The organism is Acidimicrobiia bacterium, from assembly GCA_040289475.1.
Taxonomy (GTDB): domain Bacteria; phylum Actinomycetota; class Acidimicrobiia; order ATN3; family PSLF01; genus PSLF01.
On sequence record PSLF01000003.1, the window covers coordinates 120,639 to 144,275 of the forward strand.

The 23,637-nt window shown below is 54.6% G+C and carries 24 protein-coding genes; 3 read left to right on the top strand and 21 right to left on the bottom strand.

Annotation, left to right across the window (positions count from 1 at the left end; all coding sequences use genetic code 11):
* The first annotated feature begins 6 nt into the window (after nucleotides 1-6).
* Nucleotides 7-1,566: a hypothetical protein gene (locus tag C4318_02905; protein ID MER3454094.1), complete on the top strand. Its 1,560-nt coding sequence runs from the start codon at nucleotides 7-9 to the stop codon at nucleotides 1,564-1,566.
* A gap of 104 nt (nucleotides 1,567-1,670) precedes the next feature.
* On the opposite strand, the gene C4318_02910 is transcribed toward C4318_02905, so the two are convergent.
* Nucleotides 1,671-2,498: a hypothetical protein gene (locus C4318_02910; GenBank protein ID MER3454095.1), complete on the bottom strand. Its 828-nt coding sequence runs from the start codon at nucleotides 2,496-2,498 to the stop codon at nucleotides 1,671-1,673.
* A 127-nt stretch (nucleotides 2,499-2,625) separates the two neighbouring features.
* On the opposite strand from C4318_02910, the gene C4318_02915 reads away from it, so the two are divergent.
* Both C4318_02915 and C4318_02920 read left to right on the top strand, forming a co-directional pair.
* Nucleotides 2,626-2,964, top strand: coding sequence for a hypothetical protein (locus C4318_02915; GenBank protein MER3454096.1), 339 nt, complete (start codon nucleotides 2,626-2,628; stop codon nucleotides 2,962-2,964).
* Nucleotides 2,965-3,189: 225 nt separating this feature from the next.
* Nucleotides 3,190-4,911, top strand: a complete 1,722-nt coding sequence (locus C4318_02920) for a hypothetical protein (GenBank protein ID MER3454097.1) — start codon at nucleotides 3,190-3,192, stop codon at nucleotides 4,909-4,911.
* 17 nt (nucleotides 4,912-4,928) lie between these two features.
* Here the strand turns inward: C4318_02920 and C4318_02925 are convergent, their stop codons facing one another.
* From C4318_02925 to C4318_03020, 20 genes are all read right to left on the bottom strand, one after another.
* Nucleotides 4,929-5,510 (bottom strand): hypothetical protein, encoded by a 582-nt coding sequence (locus C4318_02925; GenBank protein ID MER3454098.1) that lies wholly within the window; start codon nucleotides 5,508-5,510, stop codon nucleotides 4,929-4,931.
* Complete coding sequence (locus tag C4318_02930; GenBank protein ID MER3454099.1) at nucleotides 5,434-5,916, bottom strand: hypothetical protein; 483 nt, start codon at nucleotides 5,914-5,916, stop codon at nucleotides 5,434-5,436. The genes C4318_02925 and C4318_02930 overlap by 77 nt, the downstream gene beginning before the upstream one ends.
* A gap of 195 nt (nucleotides 5,917-6,111) precedes the next feature.
* On the bottom strand, nucleotides 6,112-7,161 hold the full coding sequence (locus C4318_02935) for a hypothetical protein (protein MER3454100.1): 1,050 nt from the start codon (nucleotides 7,159-7,161) through the stop codon (nucleotides 6,112-6,114).
* 233 nt (nucleotides 7,162-7,394) lie between these two features.
* Nucleotides 7,395-7,910, bottom strand: coding sequence for a nitroreductase (locus C4318_02940; GenBank protein ID MER3454101.1), 516 nt, complete (start codon nucleotides 7,908-7,910; stop codon nucleotides 7,395-7,397).
* A 146-nt stretch (nucleotides 7,911-8,056) separates the two neighbouring features.
* Nucleotides 8,057-8,437 (bottom strand): ribosome silencing factor, encoded by a 381-nt coding sequence (rsfS, locus tag C4318_02945; GenBank protein MER3454102.1) that lies wholly within the window; start codon nucleotides 8,435-8,437, stop codon nucleotides 8,057-8,059.
* A 23-nt stretch (nucleotides 8,438-8,460) separates the two neighbouring features.
* On the bottom strand, nucleotides 8,461-9,603 hold the full coding sequence (locus tag C4318_02950) for a hypothetical protein (GenBank protein ID MER3454103.1): 1,143 nt from the start codon (nucleotides 9,601-9,603) through the stop codon (nucleotides 8,461-8,463).
* Nucleotides 9,604-9,704: 101 nt separating this feature from the next.
* The gene (locus C4318_02955) at nucleotides 9,705-9,887 is read right to left on the bottom strand and encodes a hypothetical protein (GenBank protein MER3454104.1); all 183 of its coding nucleotides are present in this window, start codon (nucleotides 9,885-9,887) and stop codon (nucleotides 9,705-9,707) included.
* Nucleotides 9,877-10,596 (bottom strand): nicotinate (nicotinamide) nucleotide adenylyltransferase, encoded by a 720-nt coding sequence (nadD, locus tag C4318_02960; GenBank protein ID MER3454105.1) that lies wholly within the window; start codon nucleotides 10,594-10,596, stop codon nucleotides 9,877-9,879. The genes C4318_02955 and nadD overlap by 11 nt, the downstream gene beginning before the upstream one ends.
* Nucleotides 10,488-11,987, bottom strand: coding sequence for a hypothetical protein (locus C4318_02965; protein MER3454106.1), 1,500 nt, complete (start codon nucleotides 11,985-11,987; stop codon nucleotides 10,488-10,490). The genes nadD and C4318_02965 overlap by 109 nt, the downstream gene beginning before the upstream one ends.
* Nucleotides 11,987-12,634 (bottom strand): hypothetical protein, encoded by a 648-nt coding sequence (locus C4318_02970; GenBank protein ID MER3454107.1) that lies wholly within the window; start codon nucleotides 12,632-12,634, stop codon nucleotides 11,987-11,989. The genes C4318_02965 and C4318_02970 overlap by 1 nt, the downstream gene beginning before the upstream one ends.
* Entirely contained in the window at nucleotides 12,631-13,545 is a 915-nt protein-coding gene (locus tag C4318_02975; GenBank protein ID MER3454108.1) for an ATPase, read from the bottom strand. The genes C4318_02970 and C4318_02975 overlap by 4 nt, the downstream gene beginning before the upstream one ends.
* A gap of 68 nt (nucleotides 13,546-13,613) precedes the next feature.
* Nucleotides 13,614-14,879, bottom strand: a complete 1,266-nt coding sequence (locus C4318_02980; GenBank protein MER3454109.1) for a glutamate-5-semialdehyde dehydrogenase — start codon at nucleotides 14,877-14,879, stop codon at nucleotides 13,614-13,616.
* Nucleotides 14,880-14,926: 47 nt separating this feature from the next.
* Nucleotides 14,927-16,021, bottom strand: a complete 1,095-nt coding sequence (gene proB, locus C4318_02985) for a glutamate 5-kinase (protein MER3454110.1) — start codon at nucleotides 16,019-16,021, stop codon at nucleotides 14,927-14,929.
* The gene (locus C4318_02990; GenBank protein MER3454111.1) at nucleotides 16,018-17,337 is read right to left on the bottom strand and encodes a GTPase ObgE; all 1,320 of its coding nucleotides are present in this window, start codon (nucleotides 17,335-17,337) and stop codon (nucleotides 16,018-16,020) included. Before C4318_02990 ends, proB begins: the two co-directional genes overlap by 4 nt.
* 46 nt (nucleotides 17,338-17,383) lie before the next feature.
* The gene (locus C4318_02995) at nucleotides 17,384-17,638 is read right to left on the bottom strand and encodes a 50S ribosomal protein L27 (protein MER3454112.1); all 255 of its coding nucleotides are present in this window, start codon (nucleotides 17,636-17,638) and stop codon (nucleotides 17,384-17,386) included.
* Nucleotides 17,631-18,020: a 50S ribosomal protein L21 gene (rplU, locus tag C4318_03000; protein MER3454113.1), complete on the bottom strand. Its 390-nt coding sequence runs from the start codon at nucleotides 18,018-18,020 to the stop codon at nucleotides 17,631-17,633. Before rplU ends, C4318_02995 begins: the two co-directional genes overlap by 8 nt.
* 81 nt (nucleotides 18,021-18,101) lie before the next feature.
* Entirely contained in the window at nucleotides 18,102-19,622 is a 1,521-nt protein-coding gene (locus C4318_03005) for a ribonuclease E/G (GenBank protein MER3454114.1), read from the bottom strand.
* A gap of 21 nt (nucleotides 19,623-19,643) precedes the next feature.
* Nucleotides 19,644-20,549: a hypothetical protein gene (locus tag C4318_03010; GenBank protein MER3454115.1), complete on the bottom strand. Its 906-nt coding sequence runs from the start codon at nucleotides 20,547-20,549 to the stop codon at nucleotides 19,644-19,646.
* Nucleotides 20,467-22,500 carry a TIGR03960 family radical SAM protein gene (locus C4318_03015; protein MER3454116.1) on the bottom strand — a complete coding sequence of 678 codons (2,034 nt, stop codon included), beginning with the start codon at nucleotides 22,498-22,500 and terminating at the stop codon, nucleotides 20,467-20,469. Before C4318_03015 ends, C4318_03010 begins: the two co-directional genes overlap by 83 nt.
* The gene (locus C4318_03020; protein MER3454117.1) at nucleotides 22,501-23,562 is read right to left on the bottom strand and encodes a rod shape-determining protein RodA; all 1,062 of its coding nucleotides are present in this window, start codon (nucleotides 23,560-23,562) and stop codon (nucleotides 22,501-22,503) included.
* Nucleotides 23,563-23,637 lie beyond the last annotated feature (75 nt).

Below are 23,637 nucleotides of genomic sequence, written 5' to 3' on the forward strand. Positions count from 1 at the left end.
AGTGTCATGACCAAAAACAGAACAATTGCCTCAAATGTACCGTTTGTACCCACTTCTTCTTTTTATCGCGGAGACGAAGGTTGGTCCGTGGCTACTGCACTCGCCCTCGGATTAGTTGCTACCCTCATGGCAACGACAGCTATGTACTTTGCTCTCGGAGATTTTGGAATTGCTACCCGCTATAGAAACTGGACTGCCGCAATAGCGGCCGCCGAAACGGGGATAGATCAGTATTTGACAAAGCTGGAAGCCGACCCCCAGTACTGGGCCCTTCCTCCATCTCAACGTGACCCTGCTTACTTCCCCGGCGAATTAACCTGGACCGCAGTTCCCGAGGGACAGGGTGAATATAAACTAGAGGTAACTGCAATACCGACTCCGATAGGCAAGCCTGCTAGAGTTTCAATTATCTCTACTGGAAGAGTAAATGGAGTAGTGAGAAGCATTCAAGTCGAATTAGAGAGGAAACAGTTTCTCGATTGGATGTACTTCACAGATTTTGAAGCTTATACTCCACAAGAAGGCGGCCGAAACTGCCTCACATACAATCAGGCGCCTCCTGACTGCGGAGCGATAGATTTCGTGAGCCAAGATGTCTTGAGGGGACCAATAAAATCAAATGACTGGATCCGCTACTGCGGAACCCCGACCTTTCAATATGCAGTTGAGTCTGGAAGGGGCGGTGTGTACCGAGCACAGGGTTGTGGGGTTGACGGATCACCGACATATCAGCAGGGTCCGCCAAAGGAGTGCGGGAAAACCGGAACCCCGTGCCCCAGCGAAATGCCAATTTCCAATGCCAAGCTACTTCAAGATGCAGAACAAGGAGGATATGTCTACCAAGGACCAGTCGAAATTACTCCCTTACCTAACGGCAAAATCAGAGTTTATTCTAGGTTCGGAAACGATGCCGTGGCAAACGGTCCTGCCCGTACAAGAACGCTACAGCAGGCTCCTCCCACTTCAACATTGAACGAATGGAATCCTCCGCCAAACGGCGTTATATACGTTAGCAATATGACAACACCTCAAAATCAACAAGCAAAAGTTTATGTTGGCGGCACGGTTAGCGGTGGGCTTACCATCGGATCTGCCTACAGAATCTTTGTCTGGAAATCAATCAATTACGCCGACACATCATCGCGCTCAAGGGATGTGCTTGGGCTGATATCTAATGAATCAATCATAATTGGAGACGATCGAGTTGGCTGCAGCGATCCTAGAAAGCGACCTCAAAACCCTACGGTGAGGGCTGCGATGCTGGCACTCAATGGTGACATTCGGGCTTGGGGGATAGTCAACCCTCCAGATCCTTGTACGGATCCGGGTGATGGAGAATTTGTCAATGGGACCTTGACTTACTACTCTGCGATAGCCCAAAAGTGGCGGGGTGTAGTCGGTACATATAAATCATCGGGCGGACAAATACAAATAACCCGTGGCTACGTGAAAGATTACCGCTACGACGAACGACTTAGATATGTACAGCCCCCGCGCTTTATGGAACCTACGAACACCAGTTGGAATAAGCTCTCCTGGAGAGAAATTCCTCCCAAGAAGTACTGACGTATTTCACGCAGTTCCAGGGTGTTACTAGCTAAATAATTGCAGGCTGTGTATTCACCCGCGATTGCGAAGTCTATAAAACACGACAGAAAAACTTGTAACTATCAGATTACGAAAGCTAGATTGTCGATAAGGCGATAGCCAAGAGTTTCATCTCCTGCCAATTCCACTATGCCTTCCTTTAGTGAAGTGCGGGGATTGATTCGACCCGAACACAGCGCGACATATGTGCCAACGTCGCTCCGGAACTTTACTGAAGGCAGAGCTTCAAAAGAGTCAACGGCTATTCCCCTACCGCTTTTTACAGTGACTGTAAGCTTATCTGGTGGAGGGGTGTCCCGGTATGAAATAACAAAAGTCACCGAGGCTCCCTCTGGAAAAGCTGCTTTTTTTCCCACCACATATGGCATCGCCTTAAAGCAGCGGCTTACAGCATTACGAGCCGCTTTGCCGGCTAAATTGCCCGGTTTCTTTACTGCACGACGTATATCTTGCTCATGTACCCAGCAGTCGAACACCCTGATCTTCATAAAATCCAGATAAGAACCAGGGCCTTCAGGTGTCATGACCTGGCGCCCAAACTCTTCTAGACTCATGTTACGTAGATCTTCTAGACGCTCCTGGGTTATCGATCGAAACTCGGCTAGCACTTCTTCAGGCGGCAATCGCCGTCTCGCTTCAACGTGAACCTCGTTCATTTCGCCTATACGGTTTTTTACATACGGTCTAGGAACCACTTCCTGATCTGGAGTTGGTTTTCCCGCAAGCATCGACTCGGTTCCAATGATGTGTGACACCTGGTCTTTTACAGTCCATCCTGGGCAATCGGTCGGCAAATCCCACTCGTGAGCAGAAAGGCCGGAGCAAAGCTCGTCAATGGAAGCCCAAACAGACTCAAGCACGTCGATTGTATCTTTTGGATCCTCGTCCATTACCTACGTACTATCTGCAAGGCATTTACCAGTATTAGTCTAAAGAGATATCGTGGGTAGCACTGTATTGTAATTGTTAGAAGCAGTTTGTGCCATTTGGACGGCGAAATCAATGGAGGTAGCCACCATGGACAAGCTGGAGCGAGTAAAGATACACATGAGCAAGTTCGAGTCTGGATCACCAATCGACGAGATACTCGAAGACTATGCCGAGAATTCAGTTTTAGAGGTTCAGGGAAATCGCTTTGAGGGGCGCGATAGCATTGCAAATTTCTTCACCAAAACCCTAGAGGCATTCGGGCATCAGAAATTCGAAAACATTGAGTATAAAGAGGCAGATGACGGAGCAGTTGAGGTCAGCTGGCAAGCAGGTCCCGTAAAAGGGGGAGATAAGTTCTACTTCAATGAGAGCGGCATGTTCATACGACAAAAAGCTTACATAGGTAACAGGCCCGAGGATTTTTAGTTAGTTGGATGCCAGCTCCTAAGTCACACACATAAGCGCCCCCTTATGCGACACTGCTTGACAAAAAGGAAGCCATTTCACTACAGGACAGTCAACAGACGCCACTAGAGAAACGCAAACTCTGGCTTCTCGAGCGGCAACGTGGCACATCTAGCCGTAATGAAAACGGCTACACTCGTGGCACAAATGTAAAACTTTTAGAACTTTTAGCCACAGGAGGCAACGATGTCGGAACTGCTAATTCTCGGCCACATTCTCACGATGAATCCCGAACGTCCACGGGCACGAGCTCTGTTCGTACGCGATGGAAAAATCGAGGCACTCGACAGTGAGGCCGAGGAAAGAGCCCGTTCTCTGACCGGTTCCGCCGAGGCTACCGATGTGCACCACGCAAAGAAAACGGGTGCTCTAGAAGTCATTGATTTGAATGGGAAGACGCTGATACCAGGCCTAACTGACGCTCACCATCACATGGCACAATCCGCTGCCCAGGGAGCATGGGTCGAGGTGTCTCCGAAGCGCTGTCCGACCACAGCTGACATTTTAGAAACCCTGCGTCGTGCTCCTAAGACCTCATGGGTGATCGGCTGGGGAGCTGACGAAACACTCCAACCAGGGCCCCTTTCTCGAAAGGAGCTTACGGACGCAGTCCCAGATCGGCCTTGTGTCGTAATCCACTCTTCCTACCATCACTGCTGGGCAAATGACATCGCTTTGGAAACATGCGGCGTGAGGGCGTCGACTCCCGACCCCGAAGGAGGCAGGATCGATCGTGACAAAAAAGGGCGACCTACCGGGCTTCTTTTTGACTCAGCCATGACGCTAGTGTTCCAGCCAGCCCAGAAAGCTTCACTAGAAGATCCAATGATGGATTGGGCAGGTCTAGTGCGCGCTCACCAAGAGCGCATGCTCTCTTACGGATTTACGTATCTGTGCGATGCATGCGCACCACCAGAATTCGAAGAGCTCTATCGCCAGCTGGCAGACGCCGGGGTCATAGAAATCCCGATGACTGTGTGTCCTACAGGAGCTGACGGATTTTTTGTGCTTCCCGAAACGCGACTCGAAGGACCTCCAACCGGAGAACGCCACGGCCCTCTGATTCTGGGACCTATGAAGATTTTTATTGATGGAGCAACCAGATGTGCCGTAGAACTCAATCTCGCTAAGACACTTCGCGCGGCTGTGCGAGGTGCACTGCGGGGAATACGAGCCCGCAATTTCGCGACCGTGGCTATGCTGGCTGACACTACTGTCCCAATCCGTCTTCACAAGGGGAAGCTGCTGCGCGGCGACCTATTCGTGGATGCGGGCCGCTTTCGAGACTTTTGCCATAAAGCATCCAAGCGTGGATTCGGAATCATCACCCATGCCCTGGGAAACCGGGCCGCCCGTTCGGTCCTAGAGGCTTACAGAACCCTCGATGATCCGGTGGGCACTCCTCGGGTTGAACATGTGACAATAGCCGATCCAAAACTCATCGAGGACCTCGGAAAATCTGGGTTCGGAGTAGCGACTCAGCCCGGCTTCATCGAACTATTCCCATGGATGGCCGAGCTTCCTCTCCCCGAAGAAATCGCAGTAGTACCAGTAAAAAGCCTTGTGGATGCGGGAACGTTTCTAGCGTTCTCTACTGACCAGCCATCGGGAGAACCAGACCCGTGGGTAGGTCTGTCGTGCGCTGTTTCGCGCAAGACTCCCAGCGGAGCGACAGTGTGCGGATCGGAGGCAGTAGGTCCAGAAACCGCGCTTGCTCTTTTTACCAGAGAGGCTGCGAGGCTCTCTGGATACGAAGGCGGAATTCTCGCCCCAGGCTGCCCCGCGGACTTCGTCGTGCTCGACTCGGATCCTCTTGCCGACAGCGCTCTTGCAGAACGTAGAGTACGTCCCCTTCAGACATGGATAAAGGGCAAACTCGCGTGGCAGAGAAGCCACCAAGTTCGCTAGAACTAAGCGTCAGGGCCTCAAGCTCCCCACGGGCTCGAAGCCTCTAGGCTCGGATCGGGAGGCAGATTGGATACTTCCTGTGGAAAGTACTCAGCAATCTCGGCGAGAATGTCACGTATAGACAGGAGCCCCGAAGGTTTTCCGTCTTCATCGACTACGGGCAGGTGTCGGAAACCCCCTTCCCGAAGCTTCTCGATAGCGTCTTTGATAGACGAGGCCAGCGACACCGTCACGGGATCGGGCGTCATCAACTGTTCTAACGGTGCTCGCCGCCAGTCGGCCCCACCCTGCACTGACGCTCGGCTCTCTAGCAACAACACATCCCGCTCGGTGAAGATCCCTACAACCAAGCCGGAAGCGTCAAGAACTACTACTGCGCCACGCTCGTGACGTACCATCTCTTCTACTGCGGCCTCACCCGTCGCATCTACTGGCAGCGTCACACAGTCTCTAAGGCTCAGGTCACGCACCGGCCGTGCGCCGATGTCTCTTACGCGATCCATCACTCCCCCTGCCTCAACATCAGCCCCCACCGATGTCGACCCAGTCCTCTTCTGAGTCTTGCTCGGGTTCTCCTTCTCGCTGTTCCTTGAAGACATCCATCAAAAAGTCGATCACATCGAAAATAGTGAGGACCCCTAAGGGTTTTCCGTCCTTGGTCACCACCGGGATGTTTCGATACCCTCCAATTGCCATACGATTGATCGCATAGGCAACCGAGGCCCACTCCTCCACACACTCGGGATCTTCAGTCATGACTTCCCGGACCGCGACGGCGTTCGGGTCTCTCGCCTCGGCAACAACTCGCACTAAAAAGTCTCTTTCGGTGAAAATCCCACGGAGCTTTCCCTTGGACTCGACCAGCACGCAGCCCGTGCCTAGGTTGGCGAGTTTGGAAGCCGCCTCTGCGACCGAGTCTGAATCGGAGATCAGCTGTCCCTCTGCACGGGTCAAAAATTCTTTTACGGGGGTGTCAAAGCGAATCATCGTTTTTGGGAATTGCATTAGCCGAGGTCTTTCCAAGTCCACATAAAACCGCTACAGCGGTACAGATAGGCTACATCAAAGGACTGCTGGTTTCTCGTGGGAACAGCCATTAATAACTCCCAATCGAAGAATAAAAAGGGACCGGAGAAAGCCCCAGCTCTCTCCGGTCCCCTGCGGCAAGCAGCGCCTTACGGCGCTTCGGGGTGGCAGGGCTCACGAGATCACGGCCTTCTCTGAGCGAAACGCCGTAAAGACGGCCCGCTTGCCGACCACTGTAATGTGGTGGTATTGGGGGTAGGGGTAGTCGAGGAGAGCCTCCGATCCGGAGGAACGCATGCTCAAGTCACGGGCCTTGAACTTGGAGACCACATACGGGCAGGTGATATCGATTGTGTCGCACGCAGCACCAGCGGCCCTGTGGGAGACCCACAGCGTTTTTCCTTTGGCGTCCAGTGCGATAGCAGAAGCCGGACCCACGCTAGCGGAGTCGATAACCGAACCCGTGGTTGCGTCTACTCGAACAACGTCTTGACTACGCTTGCCGGCAAGAAAGATCGTCTGACCGTGCAAGGCGTACAAGGAGTCGCTCGCTGCCAGAGGCGTGGTGAGATCGGCCAGTACCTGCAAGCTGGATCCATCGAAGATTCTGATTCGGCCGTGCTCACCAACGAGCACTCTCCCCGTAGCTAGATCCACAGCCAGATTGGTGGCGTAGACTGCCCCAGAGGCGATCTCTGCGATTCGCGCTCCCGAAGAGGGATCTATCACGAACACAGCCCGATCTCCAGCCATTGTTGTGCCGCGCACCCCGGCGAAAAGTCTTCCGCTCTTTGGCTCGAATGCCAGGCCCACTGTCGATGCTCCGACATCTATGTAGCCCGCGTACGACATATCAGCGGCGTTGTAGACGTGAATACCCCATCCATCTGCGGCAAAGATCACGTTCCGTGCAGGGTCATAGGCGAGCTCGAAAAGCATGCCAGGGTACGCCGAGTTCTGCCTAAGGAGCGAGCCCCCTGGCACCGAGTATGCGTTCACCAACCCCGGTCCCGAAAAGCCGACCTGCGACAAGTAGAGCTCGGAGCCATTTGTTGCTGCGCCGGCGCTGTATCGGGGCACAACTATCGTCGTCTCGCTGCGCATTCTTTGTGCGTAGGCTCCAGCAGTCATCACGACCGTGGTAGCAATTGCAAAGAAAACCACGGCGGCGGTGCGGAGCGTATTTCTCTGCCAGCTAGTACTGGCTTTAGGTGTTCGAATCATCTCCCTCTCCTTTCGGTGTGACGGATCGGTCGTAGTTGATTTCGTCGACAAGGGAGGTCGTAGCGAGATGTCGGGGGTCCTGCTTTCGGGATACCGGAAATACTCACTACGAGCGCGCAAAAGTCCCACCGAAGGTGTGACGAAGGTCCTAGCGACTACAAAGCAACCCGATCGGATGGGAGCCGACAGGAGTAGATCCTCAGGCTATCTGCAGGCGAAAACAGTCGGACCAGCTACCACCGTTCGAAGTGGACGATATCGCTCAAGGGACGCCGCTTTGGATTGGCTATAGGACGGAGGTTCCCTGTCTTGGGGTATCCGAACGCTATGACGTGTCTACACAAGAGCCCTTCTGGAATGCCGAGCAGTCGAACAACTGCCTGCTTTTCTTGTACACCCGCATGGCTGCTGCCTATTCCGAGGGCGGTGGCGGCAATCATCATCGACATAGTCACTTGCCCGAGGTCATACTGAACCCACCAACGCCCCTCTTCGCTGTCTCTCTCGGGAGCCACAAGTGCCACTGCAGCAGCACACGTTGCGACGTGATGCGCGGCCCCACAGGCATCCGCAAGCCTTCGAAGCGTCTCTCTGTCCCGACAGACAACGAAATTCCAAGGCTGAGAGTTCATTGCTGAAGGAGACCTTCTCCCTGCTTCGAGGATGCGCTCCAAATCAGACGCTGGAATCGGACGATCTGCAAATTCCCTCACGTCGCGTCGTGCACAGATCGCGTCCCACGCCTCCATAGCGTCTAGGTCCCTCCTCAGGTAACCGACCCTTCCACTGAGAGTAAAAGTCCCTATCGAAGGTCAGCAGATGCCAACAATAGCGTTCGTTTCAGAGGTTTCGTAAATGCGATGAACGAAAACTCGGATCAACTGCTGTCTGGCAACTATAAACCCGGCCGAGTAGCTTTTTTTAGATCTCGACTCGGAACCCCCGCCCAAAGGCGCTCCAAAGCGTAGAACTCCCTAGAAGATTCGGTCATGACATGGACCACGACATCCCCGCAGTCCAATAGCACCCATTCGGCCGTATCATGTCCTTCTTTGCTCGAGATTGGGACTCCTATGTTGCGAAGCTTTTTTTCCATCTCTTCCACGATGGTGCGAACCTGACGCCGATTTGCTGCAGAGACGATCACGAACCAGTCCACGATACTCAGGCACTCGCCAACCATGAGGGCGACTGCGCTAGAAGCCTTCTTTTCAAACGCCACCTCGGCCACAACCGCAATTACATCCTCGCCCTCTGAGACAAAGCTGGGCTGCACTTGGGAAAACTCCACGTTTTTACTTATTGCTGCTGTCCTCCGGCGTGTGTCTGGGATCCTTGGCCGACTGGGTAGTCGCGCCCGACGACTATCAAGACATCCACCACATCTTGCATTTGGTGATTGAAAACGAGCCGCCCGGTGCCGAGCCGAGCCCGAATGTCTCTCGCAATGCGCTCGTCAGGTGTGCGGTAGAAAACAATTTGAGTCTCCTCATAATCGAAGCGGTCTGCGTTCTCGGTGTAAACCACTCTGTATCCTCGCGGAATCAAGCGCTTTGCTACATCCTCAGTTACGGCAACACCGCCGTTCCCATTGAGAATTCCTATACGGATCCTAGACTCGACATCTGGAGCAACTGCAGCCCCGGGAAATCTTTGTGTAACAACTCGCCGAATCTCACCCTCCCTCGGCTCGAAGCTCTCGACACCCTCCAAAGTTTGTTTGGGATCGACAGGAAGAAGCGAGAAAGACACCTCACGAAGGGCGAGCGCTCGGGCAATCTCGTTTGCACTCGATATCGGAACGTTCGAAACGAGATGTGTTGGGTCTTCGCCAGAGAATCCAAACTCGCCATCAGGCATGGATCTTGCCTTTTGCAGTATCGCCTCGAACACCTTTTGCTTGCGGGCTAGGCGGGCGACCTCCGTCTCTCCCTCAGCCCTAAGTTCCAAATAGGCGTTTACTGTTAGAGCATCCATCTTGTAGCGGCCCGGCTGAAACTTGGTGACAATGCTGTTGCCCTGCCGTGCCCCTAGTCGCTCTTCGACAAGGATGTCGAAAGGCTCAAGGCGAGATATTGCGGCTACGAAAGCGTGTCGATCTAGGATTACAGTGGCGTCTATCCTCACCCCGAGTAGGTTTTCAGTGGCCAGTTCGATCGAGGCAGGGTCACCGTAGGTAGAGGAATCGCCAAGCGACAAAGGCCCATGAACCGGGACATCTGTGGTAGTACCTGCTGGGATCAACAATGCAGACCCCTTGTCCTCGCCCACGAGGCCAAAAAGAACAATGGTGTCCGCTGGGGCGGATACACCATCGGGCGAGTACACGAACAATAGCGTGTGGTTCGTGCGATCATCAGAAGCGATAGGCTTTCCGGATGGCTTTACACCACCCCGCAAGGCCCAAAGCGCAATGGCTGCAGCAGCCAGTATGACAATCACCGCGCCTGCTACCCGAGCCTCTGTTTTTATTCGCCTTTCTGCTTCGAGCTGGCGCCGCCTCGTTCTGAGCCCGGTAGGTGTGTCTCCTTGACGTAGCGGGTCTAGACGGCCTCCCTCGGAGACGTGCTCCCGCTCTTCTTCCCCAAACTCCGAACCCGAACGAGCGCCGAGAGCAAGCCCTCCGGAATGTTTAGCTCCTCGGGGCCGCGAAAACTCTTCTTTCTCAGAGCCCTGGTGCGTTGCGTCTCTCCCTTCCGTGTTGCCCCCTCAATCCTAGCCTCCACGGTCCTCTGAAAAGCGGTACAGACCCCGCTCTTCTATATATGACGCCACTGCTGGGTCCACTCCCTCAGGGCGCTTGCCAGAAGCCACAGCGCGCCGAATGGAAGTCGACGAGTAAGGTAGAGGCTTTACCGAGTCCAATACACAAAACTCGCCCCTCCTCTCATTCAATGCAGACAACGCGTCTTCTAAGGGGAAACCTTCTCTAGGGACAACACAGAATTTGACTGAGTCGACAAGCTCCTCCCAGCGATGCCACGATTTAATCCCATTAAGAGCGTCGGCCCCCAAGATAAGCCATATCTCTGCGAAAGGATCCTGGCGTCGGAGCGCTTCCACCGTGTCGATCGTGTAGCTAGGGCCGGGTCTATCTAATTCAAAGCGAGGTACTTCTATGCCGTCCAAGCCCCTAGCCGCTCGAACAGTCATTTCGTATCGATCCTCGGCCGATGCTCGTGGCCGCTTTTGATACGGGTTCCCCGCCACGACGAGCAAGACTTTGTCCAAACCAATTGCTTCTTTTGCGCGGCGTGCAATCTCGATGTGTCCCACGTGAGGAGGATCGAAACTTCCCCCAAGTACACCGATTCTCCGCCTTATCTTCACTCCAGCGATGTCACGAACCGCTCTAATTGCTTCAGGTTCCGGCACTCGAAAACCCCATCGCAGTAGGAGGCGTACTCGGCAATGACCGAGTCTCCCGTGTTCCAGTACGAAGTAGGCTCGGGGTTGAGCCAGAACACTCGCCTCGCCTTGGATCCCATCTCCGCGAGAATCTCTGCGCGACTTGCGTGATAGTTGTTTCGAGCATCACCGAGCACGATGATCGTCGTCTTGGGAGTGACGTCTTTTTCATGGGCTTTCCAGAACACCTCGAGTACGTGCCCATAGTCAGAGTGGCCGTCTATCCACACAACGTTTGCCTCGGCGTTCACCTTGCGCAGTGCTTCGCTCAAATCACCAGCTCTCTCGAAGTGCTCGGTCACCTCGTCTATCCCATCGACGAACACCCACGATCTAACTCTGGAAAACTGCGATGCCAACGCGTACACCAACTGCAACGTGAAGCGGGCGAAGTTGGCCACCGACCCCGATATGTCACAGAGCAAGAACAGTTCGGGCTTTGTGGGATGTGGTTTTCGAAACTGAGGATAAAAGGGGACTCCGCCGGTGGACATAGATCTCCTGATAGTGTGTCGCATGTCGATACGCTCTCCCTGACGCTTCCTTCGTGATCTAGCCAGCTTGGCAGCGAGCTTTCTGGAGAGGGGATGAATAGCACGGCGCATCTCGCGGATCTCGTCACTCGTGGCGTGCATAAACTCAATCTCTTCTGGAAGGGGCTTGTGAATCGATTTCGCCAACGCCTCCGGCCCCCGGTCTTCGACGAGCCAGCGACGTATTTCGCCCTGAATGAGTTCCCTCAACTTCTCGATCCGGGCTTGAATTTCCTCTCGCAGTAACCGCTCCTCAAGAGAGCTCAACGGTCTTACTTCTGAATCGGGCCGGTACCGTGCATCGTGGCGTGCTTTAGAAAGAATTGCCTTCACAGCTCTCTCGAATAATGATTCGATGTCGATTTGCTGAAGTGTCCGATACAGGTAGTACGTTCCACCAACAGGCCTTCCCGGCTCCATGCCAGCGAACGCTTCCACTGCTCGGTAAGCTAGTGCCTGCATCTCCGCATAATCAGCGTCCAAAATGGCAGCCAGTAAAAGCGCCTGTAGTTCTTCTCGACTCAATCCATCGGATCCCCCACCAGCGGCCTGCCCGAGGCGAGTCTGTCCATCGCTCCGCCAATTGGAATGCTCTTCCCCCCTACCGTCTCTATTTTTATCTTCAGGAGCCGAAGAGAGCGCACGGCCAAACCTGGGGGCAAAGAAAATGTCGAAGAGCGTCTCGAAGGTCCTGTAGTGGCCACGACTCTTTACAAGAGTGGCCGCGAGAGCTGCCTTGAAAGCCTCTCTGTCTGTGATTTGTGTGTACCTCAGGCTTTCTACTGCGTCTATGGACTCCGCCACCGAAACCGGAACCCCTGCCGTCCGCATCGCTGCGACAAAGCGCGTAATCGTTCCAACAGCACCGCTTTTTTCTTCCAGCATCAAGATCGTCCTACCGCATCTTCAAGCGCTGATGAGATGTACTTCTTTTTCCCCGCAATCTCCACCTTGAACAACTCTTCGTGAAAACGAGCCTCCAGTTCACTCAAAAAGTCCAAGACCTCCTCATCGCTGGGCTTGCCTGAGAGCAACGTTTGGACCGAACCAAAGAGCCATGCGCACTCTAAGCGCACCTCTTCGACTGCGTTGCCAATGGCTTCTGCGACTTCTGGAATGACTCCTCCTGCCTTCAATGCGGCACCCGTCTCGCTACGCGGTAGCGATTCCCCTGTGGCAACCTCACTTTCCGCTCCCTCTACAGTCGGAGCTTCTTCGTTATCGGTCTTCTCGTCCTCTTCAGCCGTCCTGAACGCGAAGTACCTCTGGAGTCGCTGCTGAAGAGCTGCTGTCGCGTCAGCAAGCTGCCTCAAGACTTGGGCCACCAAGTGCGTCCGCACTATAAATCGGGCTTTGTTGGACGCTTTTTGGCGGTCTTCCACGAGATCTTCTACCGAGTCCGTAAATCGGACGGCTGTATCCTCCAACTCCATGACCGCTGCAGCCAGTGCCCAATCCACGGGCGCGGGCCGCTCGCCGAGTCGAAGTCGTTCGACTAGCTTTACGCCGCGCGATGGGCCTTGCCTGTTCAAGGTGCAGCCCCCGCCGCCTTGAATGGATACTTCTTCTTCCCTTCGGGTTGGTCGAGTCCGAGTTCACGAACCACCCGATCGAGGTCGGACTTGTTTTTGAGCAACACATTGAGGGTTTCGGCAAGAGAGCTCTCTATGTCGGTTACTCCTAGCTCGACTAGAGTCCGAGCCCAGTCTATGGACTCGCTTACCGAGGGAGGCTTTTTCAGGTCGAGCTCTCTGATGGAACGGACAATCCGGGCTACCTGCTCGGCCAAGAGCTCGCCGATTGCAGGCACCCGGCGGAGTAAAATTTGCTTCTCTCTCTCCACCGATGGGTAGTCAAGATACAGGAAAAGACACCTGCGCTTGAGTGCCTCCGACAACTCCCTGGTTGCGTTTGAGGTAAGAACGACCACTGGGCGAGAAACTGCTTTCACCGTTCCAAGCTCGGGAATCGACACCTGGAAATCAGAGAAAACTTCTAGAAAAAGAGCTTCCGTCTCGATCTCTAAGCGGTCTACTTCGTCTACTAAAAACACCACTGGCTCTGGCGACCTAATGGCCTGCAAGAGGGGGCGCTCTAGTAGAAACTCCTCGGTGAATATGCTTTCCGAGATGCTTTCCCATCGGGAGTCTGAGCTTTGTTCAGCTTGAATCCTGAGGAGCTGCTTGCGGTAGTTCCATTCGTATAGAGCCTTGGACTCGTCCAGACCCTCATAGCATTGCAGTCTTATGAGGCGACGTCCGAGAGCTCCCGAAAGAGCTTTGGACAACTCGGTCTTCCCTGTCCCAGCAGGGCCTTCCACCAAAAGTGGCTTTTCCAAGCGAAGAGCCAAAAACACGGTCGATGCGATGTGCCGGTCTGGTAGATAACCCTGCGCCTCGAGGGCGCTCGCCGTCTCCTCTACAGTTTTTGGATATTGCTCCATTCCCGAGTTCGGCCTTTTCAAATCGTGAGTCGTGCAATCTTCATAGGTAGGAGCATTGGGGGGTGGCTTTACTCTCGCGTTTGACCATCGCCTAAGAGCACGAACTTGGTAGACGTCAGCTCACGCAGTCCCATGGGTCCCCTAGCATGAAGCTTCTGAGTGGAGATACCGATTTCGGCACCGAATCCGAACTCTCCACCGTCCGTGAACCTCGTCGAAGCGTTCACCATAGTCACAGCCGCGTCTACTTCTGCACAGAATCGCCTCGCTGTAGGGAGGTGTTCGGTGATGATGGCCTCGGTGTGCTTTGTGTTCCATCGGTTTATGTGTTCGATCGCCTCGTCTAGAGATGAAACAACCCTTACCGCAAGGACCTTGTCGAGGTACTCGGTGGCCCAGTCTTCGTCGGTAGCCGCCGCGCACTCGACACCCGCCTCGATGGCAACTGCTCTCACTCGCTCGTCTCCCCTAATTTCGACACCCCTCAAAACCAAGTCCTGAAGGACCAGTGGAAGAAACGAGTCTGCGACAGCTTCGTGCACTAGCAAAGTCTCGGCTGCGTTGCACACATATGGCCTTTGGACTTTGGAGTTGATAGCGATAGCAAGAGCTTTGTCCAAGTCTGCGTGTGCATCGACATAGACGTGGCAGTTGCCAGCTCCGGTTTCTATTACCGGAACGGAAGAGTTCTCCACTACCTCGTCTATCAAAGCCTGCGATCCCCTGGGGATCAAAAGATCTACCAAGCCTCTAAGTGTCATGAGTTCCTTGGCCGCTGCGTGCGAAGGATGCTCTATTAGCTGTATAACCTCTGGATCTACATCAGAACGCTTCAGAGCCTCCTTGATACAAAAAACCAGAGCTTTGTTCGTTTCCAAAGCTGAGGAGGATCCACGAAGAACCACCGCGTTGGAAGTTTTAAAACACAAAGCGAAGGCATCCACCGTTACGTTAGGTCGAGACTCGTAGATGACACCCACCACTCCGAGCGGGACTCGAACCTTCTGTAGCTGGATGCCATTTGGAAGGGTCCATCCTTCCACAATCTCTCCGATTGGGTCCTCTAACGAAGCGACTTGCCTAACAGCGTCTGCGATGGCCGACAGCCGGGCAGAATCCAGAGTGAGACGGTCGATCACAGCATCTGCAGCGCCTGCTTGGTGAGCGGCTTCGACGTCGTGGCGGTTGGCCTCGAGCACCCGATCGCAGTTTCTCGCGTCTTCTATTGCGGATGCAACGTCGATCAGCGCCATGACCTTTTTTGTTCCGCTATAGCGAGCGAGACTGACTGCTGCCTTCTTGGCTGCCTCTGCCTTCTTCTGAGCTTCCCCCATCCGTTGTGTCCCTTTCCATATGCGCCTTGGAGATGTATTGTTCGAAATCAGATGTTCGGGAGTATAACCATGTCGTCTCGGTGAACCACCTCAGCAACGCCCGAACCGCCTAGATCGGACGTGCGCTTCCCGGCGACTTCAATGAGCTGCGAAGCGGAGAGGCGGGTTATGCCCTTCCCGAAAACGGCTCCCGATTCGTCGGCGATCTCCACGGCGGATCCCACATCAAAGTCTCCTTCTACCTTACGCACTCCAACAGGGAGTAAACTCGCGCCTTTCTGCTCGAGGGCGCGCCTAGCCCCGGAATCGACCACAATCTTGCCCTCCGGAAACGCTCCAAACGCGATCCACGCCTTGCGCGCTGGTAACGGTGGGTAATGGGGCTTGACTTCAGTTCCTACTCTCTGCCCAGCAAGCGCCACTCGCACAACATCGGGTGCGTGTGCGTAAGCTATTACGGCTCGTATGCCGGTCCATGCGACCATCCGGGTCGCCAACAACTTCGAAAGCATGCCTCCCGAGCCCAGCATCGAACCAGTTCCTCCAGCAATCTTCTCCATTTCCTCGTCGAAGGCCTTCACTTCTTCCAAGAGAGTGGCCTCTCTATCCAGTTTCGGATCGGAGGTAAAGACACCTTCGGTGTCCGTGAGTATCAAGTACAACGAGGCTCCTACTAGCTGAGCGACCAGCGCTCCGAGGCGGTCGTTATCTCCGAAGCGGATCTCGTCGGTCGCGACAGTATCGTTTTCATTGACAACAGGGACTATTCCCAGCTCGAGCATGCGCTCTATAGCGTTGCGAGCATTCAAATAGTGAGAGCGTTGCGAGAAATCCGCCGACGTAAGCAGAACTTGCCCGGTGACAAAACCCTCCTTGCCGAAGGCATTGGCGTAGGACTGCATCAATACCGTTTGGCCAACTGCTGCCAATACTTGAAGGTCCTCTATCCCTGATGGGCGCTGAGTCATGCCTAGAAGAGGCAGACCGGCAGCGATCGCTCCAGAGGAGACTAAAATCACCTCTGTTCCATCCCGCCTCGCTGCGGACACCGATTTGACAACGCCTTCCAGCAGCTCTGGATCGATGCCGCCTTCGGGTGGCGCAATACTTGCCGAGCCTACTTTCACTACTACCCTGCTCACCTCAGCCGCCTGGCCAAGTACGCGAGTGTCTCGGTATTGCGTCTGTTCTTTTTATCTTCTGCGCGTGAAAAGACTCGCGGATGCCATTCGAGAGACACCTCCCCTAAGCGCACAGTGTCCCCGGCCTGTGCACCTGCCTGCTCTAGCGCGCGCTCTACACCCGATCGTCGAAGCACTGCGTTGATGTAATCTATGGCCCCTCTAGAGTCCAGAGGCTCGATTCGGGATAGGCGGTCAGCAACGTCGCCCACCACGACGAATTCGTTGTTTTTCCGTTCCACTAGAAATCCCCTAGGCTTAGGCCTGTACAGCAAAAAGCTCTTGTTTCGCGGCTCTTCTCTTCTCGACTCCTCGACTCGTTTTGCAATCTCCGTGAGAAGGCGTGGGACACCCTCTCCGGTTTTGGCGGAAATGCCAATTATTCCTGGGAGAACCTTGCGCAACTCGCCGAACTCCTTAGAAGCAATATCGATCTTGTTAGCTGCCACAATGCGGGGCCTTTCGAGCAAAGCTGGTGAATAAGATCTCAGATCGGATAGCAAGACGCGTTCTTGATCTAGGGGAGATACGCCCATAGAACAAGCTAAGTCCACAACGATTACGAGAACGCGGCAGCGTTCCACATGGCGCAAAAAACGATCTCCCAGTCCGCGCCCCTCTGATGCGCCTTCTATTAGACCCGGCAAGTCGGCAACGACGAACTCGAGCCCCTCGTACTCCACAACGCCCAGATGGGGACCGAGGGTAGTGAATGGATAATTATCAACCTTTGGTTTGGCATGCGAAATGCGACGGAGAATGCTTGACTTTCCAGCATTTGGGAGTCCGACCAAACCAGCGTCGGCGACTACTTTTAACTCGAGGCGAAGCCAGCGCTCCTCTCCCGCCTCTCCCTTCTCCCGAAATCCGGGCGCTCTTCTTGATGCGGTAACAAAGGAGGCATTTCCTCGACCCCCCTTACCACCCCGTGCCCCCAACATCTTGTCCCCAGGGTTTGCAAGGTCTGCGAGAAGGGTTCCGTCAAGCTCGCGCACAACGGTTCCTGGTGGCACCGAAACTTTGAGTCCGGCGCCTGAACGTCCCTTGCGCCGGTTTCCGGCTCCGTGGCCGCCGGCTGTGGCCTTCCAGTGGACCCGATGGTGAAAGCGAACCAGCGTGGAGACTTTGTGATCGGCGACCAAAATCACGTCGCCGCCATCGCCGCCATCACCGCCGTCTGGCTCTCCTCTCCGATGGTATTTGTCACGGTGAAAGGAGATGCAGCCGTTGCCGCCATCTCCGCCTTTTACGCATATCTGAGCTTCATCGACGAGCATTGCTGGGGGCCGGACATGACCCTCTCGAAAACCCTCTAAAGTACACTCAGTCGACCGGTACTACGTCGACGACTCTGCGTCCTTTCCGGGTGCCAAAACGGACCTCGCCCTTGGCTCGGGCGAATAGGGTATAGTCACCACCAACACCCACGTTCAATCCCGGATGAATTCGGGTGCCTCGCTGACGCACTATGATGGCACCAGCTTCTACCACCTGTCCGCCAAAGACCTTGACCCCCAATCTCTTGGACTCGGAGTCTCTGCCATTTCTGGTGCTTCCGCCACCTTTCTTCTTAGCCATCGGAAGTCTCCTCTACGTCAATTTCTCTAGCCGAGTCTGCCTCGCCCGATTCTTCTTTGTCGGGTTCGTACACGACGTCTCCGACCGAACGGATTTCCAAGAGTGTGTACTGCTGTCTATGGCCCCAGCGCCTTCTATATCCCACCTTAGGCTTGTACTTGAAACCATGAATCTTTCGGTCTTTGACGTTTGACAAAACGACTGCGCTCACTGGCCAGGCAGCGCACGCCGCGCCCGTTAAAACCTCACCATTGTCAGATACGACTAGCAGAGGCGTGTACTCGACAGCCTCGCCGCTTTTTTTGTCGAGAAGGTCCACCGCTATGCGGTCACCCGGCGCAACCTTGTATTGCCTACCCCCTGCGCGAATCACTGCGTACATGTCCACTTCCTCATGTCTGCGAGCCTAGAGTCGAAAACCTGTCTTTTCTTCCTCAGCATAGGGCCAACCGATTATGCCAAATTAGTCGTCTTCGGGATTTTCCAGAATCAGCCCTCTTCCTTCACAACGATCGCATTTGCGAGAAAACGCCTCCAGCAATCCCTCGGACACGTTCTTCCGGGTCATTTCGAGCAAACCCAATTCTGAGATGTCGAAAACCTGAGTGCGCGTTCGATCGCGAGCAAGACACTCCCTGAAGGTCTGGAGCACCTGTTCGCGATTTCGCCTCATCTCCATATCGATGAAATCGATAATGATGATTCCCCCGATGTCTCTCAGCCGGAGCTGTCGGCTAATTTCTTCAGCTGCTTCTAGGTTGTTCTGGAACACGGTCTCCTCGAGGGTCGATTTGCCGACATTCTTTCCAGTATTTACGTCGATTACGGTTAGAGCTTCGGTCCGATCGATCACTATGTGGCCTCCAGAGCGGAGCCACACCTTTCTGGACAGTGCTTTATGGAGTTGCTCAATAATGTGGTACTTTTCGAAAAGGGGTAGAGGCTCGTCAGGCGAGTAGAGCTCTACGTTGTCCTTGAAGTCCGGCGCGTACACCGAGAGCATCTCCAGGACCGACTTGTAGGTCTCTTTGTCGTCGATCACAACTCGAGAGAAGTCGGGACCGAACGTCTCCCTGAATACCCGAAGAACAATCTCGGGCTCTTGGTACAGCAGCGCAGGTGGCTTCAAGGAAAGCGCCCTGTCATATATCTCATACCAGGTTTGACTTAGTCGTTCGATCTCTCGGGCGACATAGTCTCCCCTTGCACCTAACGCAGCCGTCCGAATGATGATCCCAAATCCGTCTGGCTTGACTCGCTTTGCGAGTTTCCTCAACCTTTCCCGTTCGTCATCGGGGAGACGACGACTTATACCTTGAATATCAGATTCTGGAACCAACACGACGAAGCGCCCTGGCAGGGTGATTTGGGTCGTAAGCCTCGGTCCTTTGGTCCCCATCGGGTCTTTGGTCACCTGGACTATGACGGGATCGCCCTTTGAGAGGACCTCCTCGATTTTGGGACGGGCCGTCACGTCAATGTCTGCCTCGTCCCACTGGACATCGCCCACGTATAGGACGCCATTTTTCGAGGTACCGATGTCTACAAAGGCCGCCTCCATACCGGGCAGAACGTTCTGGACCCTTCCGTAGTAGATGTTCCCTGCTATGGACTCGTGGTCTTTCCGGGATACGTAATGCTCGACTAGGGTCCCGTTCTCGAGTATCGCCACTTGGGTGCGGGACTTTCCTACGTGGACAAGCATCTCTTTCTCTATTCCGGACCCTGCTGCCGCGATCAGGTGGGCAGTTCTTGCAATTTCTTTGGAGGCAGTTGCAGTAGCGCGCCGAGGACCTTTTGTCTGCGCTCGGTCGCTCCGACTAACAGTGCGCCTGTGGGACCCAGTGGGCTCTTGACCCCCTCTAGAAGAGACCCTCTGTTTTCCCTGAGATCTCCGCTCTACCTTCGGCTGAGCCTGTCGGGCCGACAGACGCTTTGGCGACTTTGGACCTTTGTCGCCGAAAAGCCGCTTGAATACCCACATCTTTTGTCAGTTCCTTCTGCTTCATGGTGCGGAATCCCATAGCTCGATGCTCTCGTCGATACTGCGGAGTCCGCTCTCGTCTTGCCAATACTGTGCGGTCCGCCTGACCAGCCGTGGGCCCCAGATTGCCTCCCCTTCAAGGGCGCTTAGAACTGATTCGGGTCGTAATACATATGGCTTCGTGCGCAATCGCATAAGCACCTTTGGAGCTTCCTCTAGACTGGCCGACAAACCTATCTCCCCTTCTTCTTCACCTCTGGGCCGCCACACGTCGACGATCATTTGCCGTATGTCTTCGACGATCGACTCGCCCCGACGTATCCGTGTAGCCGGCACGTGGTCTCGGCTGAGAAGTTCGTCGACGGACGACCACAGCTTCGTCTCGAAAGCACCGCTCTCACGGGTGTCTTTCTCTCCAGAGCCCTCGCCCAATTCCAATACGACCAAGTAATCCGCTACCTCTGCGAGGTCGGAGAGGCTTCGTCCGCCCTGTCGCAGCGGGCCTGCTGCCCGGATCTGAAGGCCCTGAGGGAGCGAGGTCCCTACTCTCTCTCGTAGATCGCGCTCTTTGACTTCGCCCGCGAAGCGTACGTCTAGATACTCGGCTACGCTTTCCCACCCAACCGGGAGAGCAAGCCCGAACGCCATTTTCGGATGAGGACTAAAGCCATGTGTGAACTCGAGAGGAAGTTTGGACCTACGAAATGCACGCTCCCATACCCGTGCTAGATCTCGGTGCCCAAGAAACCGAAGCTTTCCTAATTTAGAGTACTTTATCCGGATCGCAGGTGATTCCAAGAAATCCGGCGCTATATACCGCAGAGAAGTCCGGCGGGTGAGAAGCTCATACGCACGGCAACGTCTGACCGGTACCCTGGCTCCCTCCCGCCGGGGCAGTCTTGGAAGCCACGAGGTTCTCAACCCCATAGGTCATGCAAACGCCGCAATCGTAGCAAGGCGTCCAACGACAATCCTCGACATATCCTGCCTCCAGAGAGGATTGCCAATCCTCATACAGCCACTCCTTGTATATCCCCACGCTTACGTGATCCCACGGCAGTGGCTCCTCGGGATTGAACTCGCGGTAGCAGTACTGCGCTAGGTCAATCCCCGATGCCTCGCACGCCTTCAACCACCGCTCAAAGCTAAAGTGCTCGGACCACTCCTGGAAAACGCCTCCCTTTCTCCATACATGCTCTAGGACATAGCCGACCCGACGATCCCCCCTTGATAGCAGCGCCTCTATTACCGAGGCTTCGGGATCGTGCCATCTAAGGCGGACTCCGCTGCGAAGCGAAACCGACTTGATGACAGATATTCGACGTCTAGCTTCTTCGGGGTCGATTTGGGAAGCCCACTGAAAGGGGGTATGGGCCTTAGGAACGAACACACCTACCGATAGGGTCACCTGCGGGTGCTTGGTGTACTTTCTTCCAATCTCATAAACACGATTCCCCAGATGGCCGATCGCAGCCACGTCCTCGTCGGTCTCGGTAGGGAGTCCAATCATGAAGTATAGCTTCACCCTCCTCCATCCCTGCGAGAATGCCGAGTCAACTGCACCGGTCAAATCCTCGTCGGTAATGAGCTTGTTTATCACCCTACGAAGGCGCCAAGTTCCTGCCTCTGGGGCGAAAGTCAGCCCCGTCTTCTTTACCCGCTGCACTTGAGACGCTAGCCCAACCGTAAAAGCATCAACACGAAGGCTAGGGAGGCTCAAAGACACGCGCGACCGTTCCATCTCGTCCATCAGCGACTCAGTGACGTTTTCGATACCCGAAAAGTCCGCAGAGCTAAGGCTTAGAAGGGACACGTCTTCATATCCTGTCTTAGCCAACCCCTCTTTGATCATCCGCTCTACCTGTTGTCTAGGTCGCTCCCTAACAGGTCGGGTGATCATGCCAGCCTGACAAAACCTACATCCTCTGGTGCACCCCCTAAACACTTCGACGTTGAGCCTGTCGTGAATGACCTCCGTCAGAGGAACCAGAGGATTTTTGGGGTAGGGGTAGTCGGCAATCGAAACAACAGTTCGCCGCTCTACTCGCTCGGGAACCCCCTGAACCGTAGGTTCGGTTTTTTTCAAACGCCCAGAACTTGTGTACACAGGGCGGTAAAAAGCAGGTACGTACACGCCCTCCAGGCGAGCGAGCTCCAAGAGCGCCTCGCGCTTGGCTCTCAGAGCCTCATCGCCAGGATTTCCCAGAAGCATCCCACGCCGGGGACTCGAATCGGAGCGTGCTACCTCCAAAAGAGTCGCTTTGAGCTTGCGAACTACGCTGGCAATCTCGAGTATGACTTCCTCGCCGTCACCAATTACTAACGCATCGCAAAACTCCGCCAATGGCTCGGGGTTGTGAACAGCGTGTCCCCCGGCAATCACCAAAGGGTCGTTAGGCGATCTTTGCGATGACCTGACCGAATATCCCGCCAGATCTATGAGGTTCAAGACATTTGTGTACACAAGCTCACTCGGGCAGGTAAAAGCAAGCACGTCAAAAGCACTCGCTGGCAAGTGGTTGTCGAGCGAGAACAGGGGGAGACCCCTCTTTCTCATAGCCTCTTCGAGGTCCGGCCATGGTGCAAAAGCTCTTTCAGCAAGTGCCCCGGGAGTCTCGTTCAGGATCTCATAGAGGATGGCTAGACCTAAGTTCGGTTGCCCAACCTCGTAAGTGTCCGGAAAGATGAGCAAGAACTTAGCCGCGAGAGGGTCGTCATGACGGGGTGGTACGAGGTTGATCTCCGAGCCGATGTATCGGGCCGGCTTTTCTACGTGCGCGAGAAGCGGCTCCAGTCTTTCCCACAACGACACGGGAGGTTCGATACTCGCTGGAGCCGTGGCGACTCTTATGTCGCAAGCTTTGTGAAATTCCTTCATTCAGGCAAAGCGGCGCAGGTAGACGCTGTGCGAGATACCCAGTGCCGCAGAGGTGGCGAGCATCGAAGAACCCCCATACGACAGAAGCGGCAGAGGTATTCCGGTTATCGGCATTATTCCCATCGTCATACCGGCGTTTTCGAAAACATGGAACATCATCATTAAGCACGTCCCCCCCGCGATTAGCGCACCGAACAACTCACGGCTTACCGAGGCAGTTCGAAGCAATCTCCAACAAAGTAGAGCGTATAGGGCGATCACCAGCGTTGCTCCCACAAATCCCAGCTGTTCCCCTATAGCCGTGAATATGAAGTCGGTGCACTGCTCCGGAACGTAAGCCAATTTGGTTTGAGTAGCTTTGGAGAAGCCTTTGCCAAGCCATCCTCCAGACCCTATGGCGATCTTGGATTGAGCGAGATTGTATGCTACTGGATTCTGGTACGTCCTGGCAGTGTCCTGGCTCGCGAACACCGTCAGTCTCTGTCTCTGGTACTCTGCGACGAGAGGGGAGGAAAACGCAGCTATTGCCAAGACAGCACCGACCACTGCCATAACAGCCAAATGCTTCGCCCGCACTCCGCCGAACAAAAGTACCCCTACAAATACCACCAAATACACCAAGGTCTGACCCAAGTCCGGTTCTATGAGAACTAGAAAACAAGGCACCCCGGCGAACAAGACGAGGCGCTTGAGGTTTTCGAGATCGATTTCTCCTCGCAACTCTGAGACCATGTAGGCGAGAGCTACAATAAGAACAACCTTTCCCAACTCAGATGGCTGTGCTTTGAGAATCCCTAAGTTGAACCAGGCTCTCGTACCTCTCGTGAACGAGCCAACTACTAGGACAAGAACGAGAGCAGCTATCAAAAAGCCATACAGGGTGAGTGCATATCCCTTGAGAACGTGGTAGTCGAGCAGAGAAGCGCCAATAAAAGCTCCGATGCCGAGAATTACCCACAAGAGGTGACGAGGCCAAGAACAGCCAGCCGATGTGACGCTCATAAGTAAGCCCATTGCAAGCAACCCTATGTACGAGCCACACAAAACTTTGTCGACGCGCACGATTCCTCTGATCTCCCCTCGGGTCTAGCTGCAGAGTCTAGCTAGCCAGCCTCCGCTGCTCGAACCATGCATGGC

Excerpts from the sequence above, each read along its gene's own strand:
- C4318_02905 (MER3454094.1), top strand. The coding sequence starts at position 7 with ATGACCAAAAACAGAACAATTGCCTCAAATGTACCGTTTGTACCCACT.
- C4318_02910 (MER3454095.1), bottom strand. The coding sequence starts at position 2,498 with ATGGACGAGGATCCAAAAGATACAATCGACGTGCTTGAGTCTGTTTGG.
- C4318_02915 (MER3454096.1), top strand. The coding sequence starts at position 2,626 with ATGGACAAGCTGGAGCGAGTAAAGATACACATGAGCAAGTTCGAGTCT.
- C4318_02920 (MER3454097.1), top strand. The coding sequence starts at position 3,190 with ATGTCGGAACTGCTAATTCTCGGCCACATTCTCACGATGAATCCCGAA.
- C4318_02925 (MER3454098.1), bottom strand. The coding sequence starts at position 5,510 with ATGTCTTCAAGGAACAGCGAGAAGGAGAACCCGAGCAAGACTCAGAAG.
- C4318_02930 (MER3454099.1), bottom strand. The coding sequence starts at position 5,916 with ATGCAATTCCCAAAAACGATGATTCGCTTTGACACCCCCGTAAAAGAA.
- C4318_02935 (MER3454100.1), bottom strand. The coding sequence starts at position 7,161 with ATGATTCGAACACCTAAAGCCAGTACTAGCTGGCAGAGAAATACGCTC.
- C4318_02940 (MER3454101.1), bottom strand. The coding sequence starts at position 7,910 with ATGGAGGCGTGGGACGCGATCTGTGCACGACGCGACGTGAGGGAATTT.
- C4318_02965 (MER3454106.1), bottom strand. The coding sequence starts at position 11,987 with ATGCTGGAAGAAAAAAGCGGTGCTGTTGGAACGATTACGCGCTTTGTC.
- C4318_02975 (MER3454108.1), bottom strand. The coding sequence starts at position 13,545 with ATGGAGCAATATCCAAAAACTGTAGAGGAGACGGCGAGCGCCCTCGAG.
- C4318_02980 (MER3454109.1), bottom strand. The coding sequence starts at position 14,879 with ATGGGGGAAGCTCAGAAGAAGGCAGAGGCAGCCAAGAAGGCAGCAGTC.
- C4318_02990 (MER3454111.1), bottom strand. The coding sequence starts at position 17,337 with ATGCTCGTCGATGAAGCTCAGATATGCGTAAAAGGCGGAGATGGCGGC.
- C4318_02995 (MER3454112.1), bottom strand. The coding sequence starts at position 17,638 with ATGGCTAAGAAGAAAGGTGGCGGAAGCACCAGAAATGGCAGAGACTCC.
- rplU (MER3454113.1), bottom strand. The coding sequence starts at position 18,020 with ATGTACGCAGTGATTCGCGCAGGGGGTAGGCAATACAAGGTTGCGCCG.
- C4318_03005 (MER3454114.1), bottom strand. The coding sequence starts at position 19,622 with ATGTGGGTATTCAAGCGGCTTTTCGGCGACAAAGGTCCAAAGTCGCCA.
- C4318_03010 (MER3454115.1), bottom strand. The coding sequence starts at position 20,549 with ATGGGGTTGAGAACCTCGTGGCTTCCAAGACTGCCCCGGCGGGAGGGA.
- C4318_03015 (MER3454116.1), bottom strand. The coding sequence starts at position 22,500 with ATGAAGGAATTTCACAAAGCTTGCGACATAAGAGTCGCCACGGCTCCA.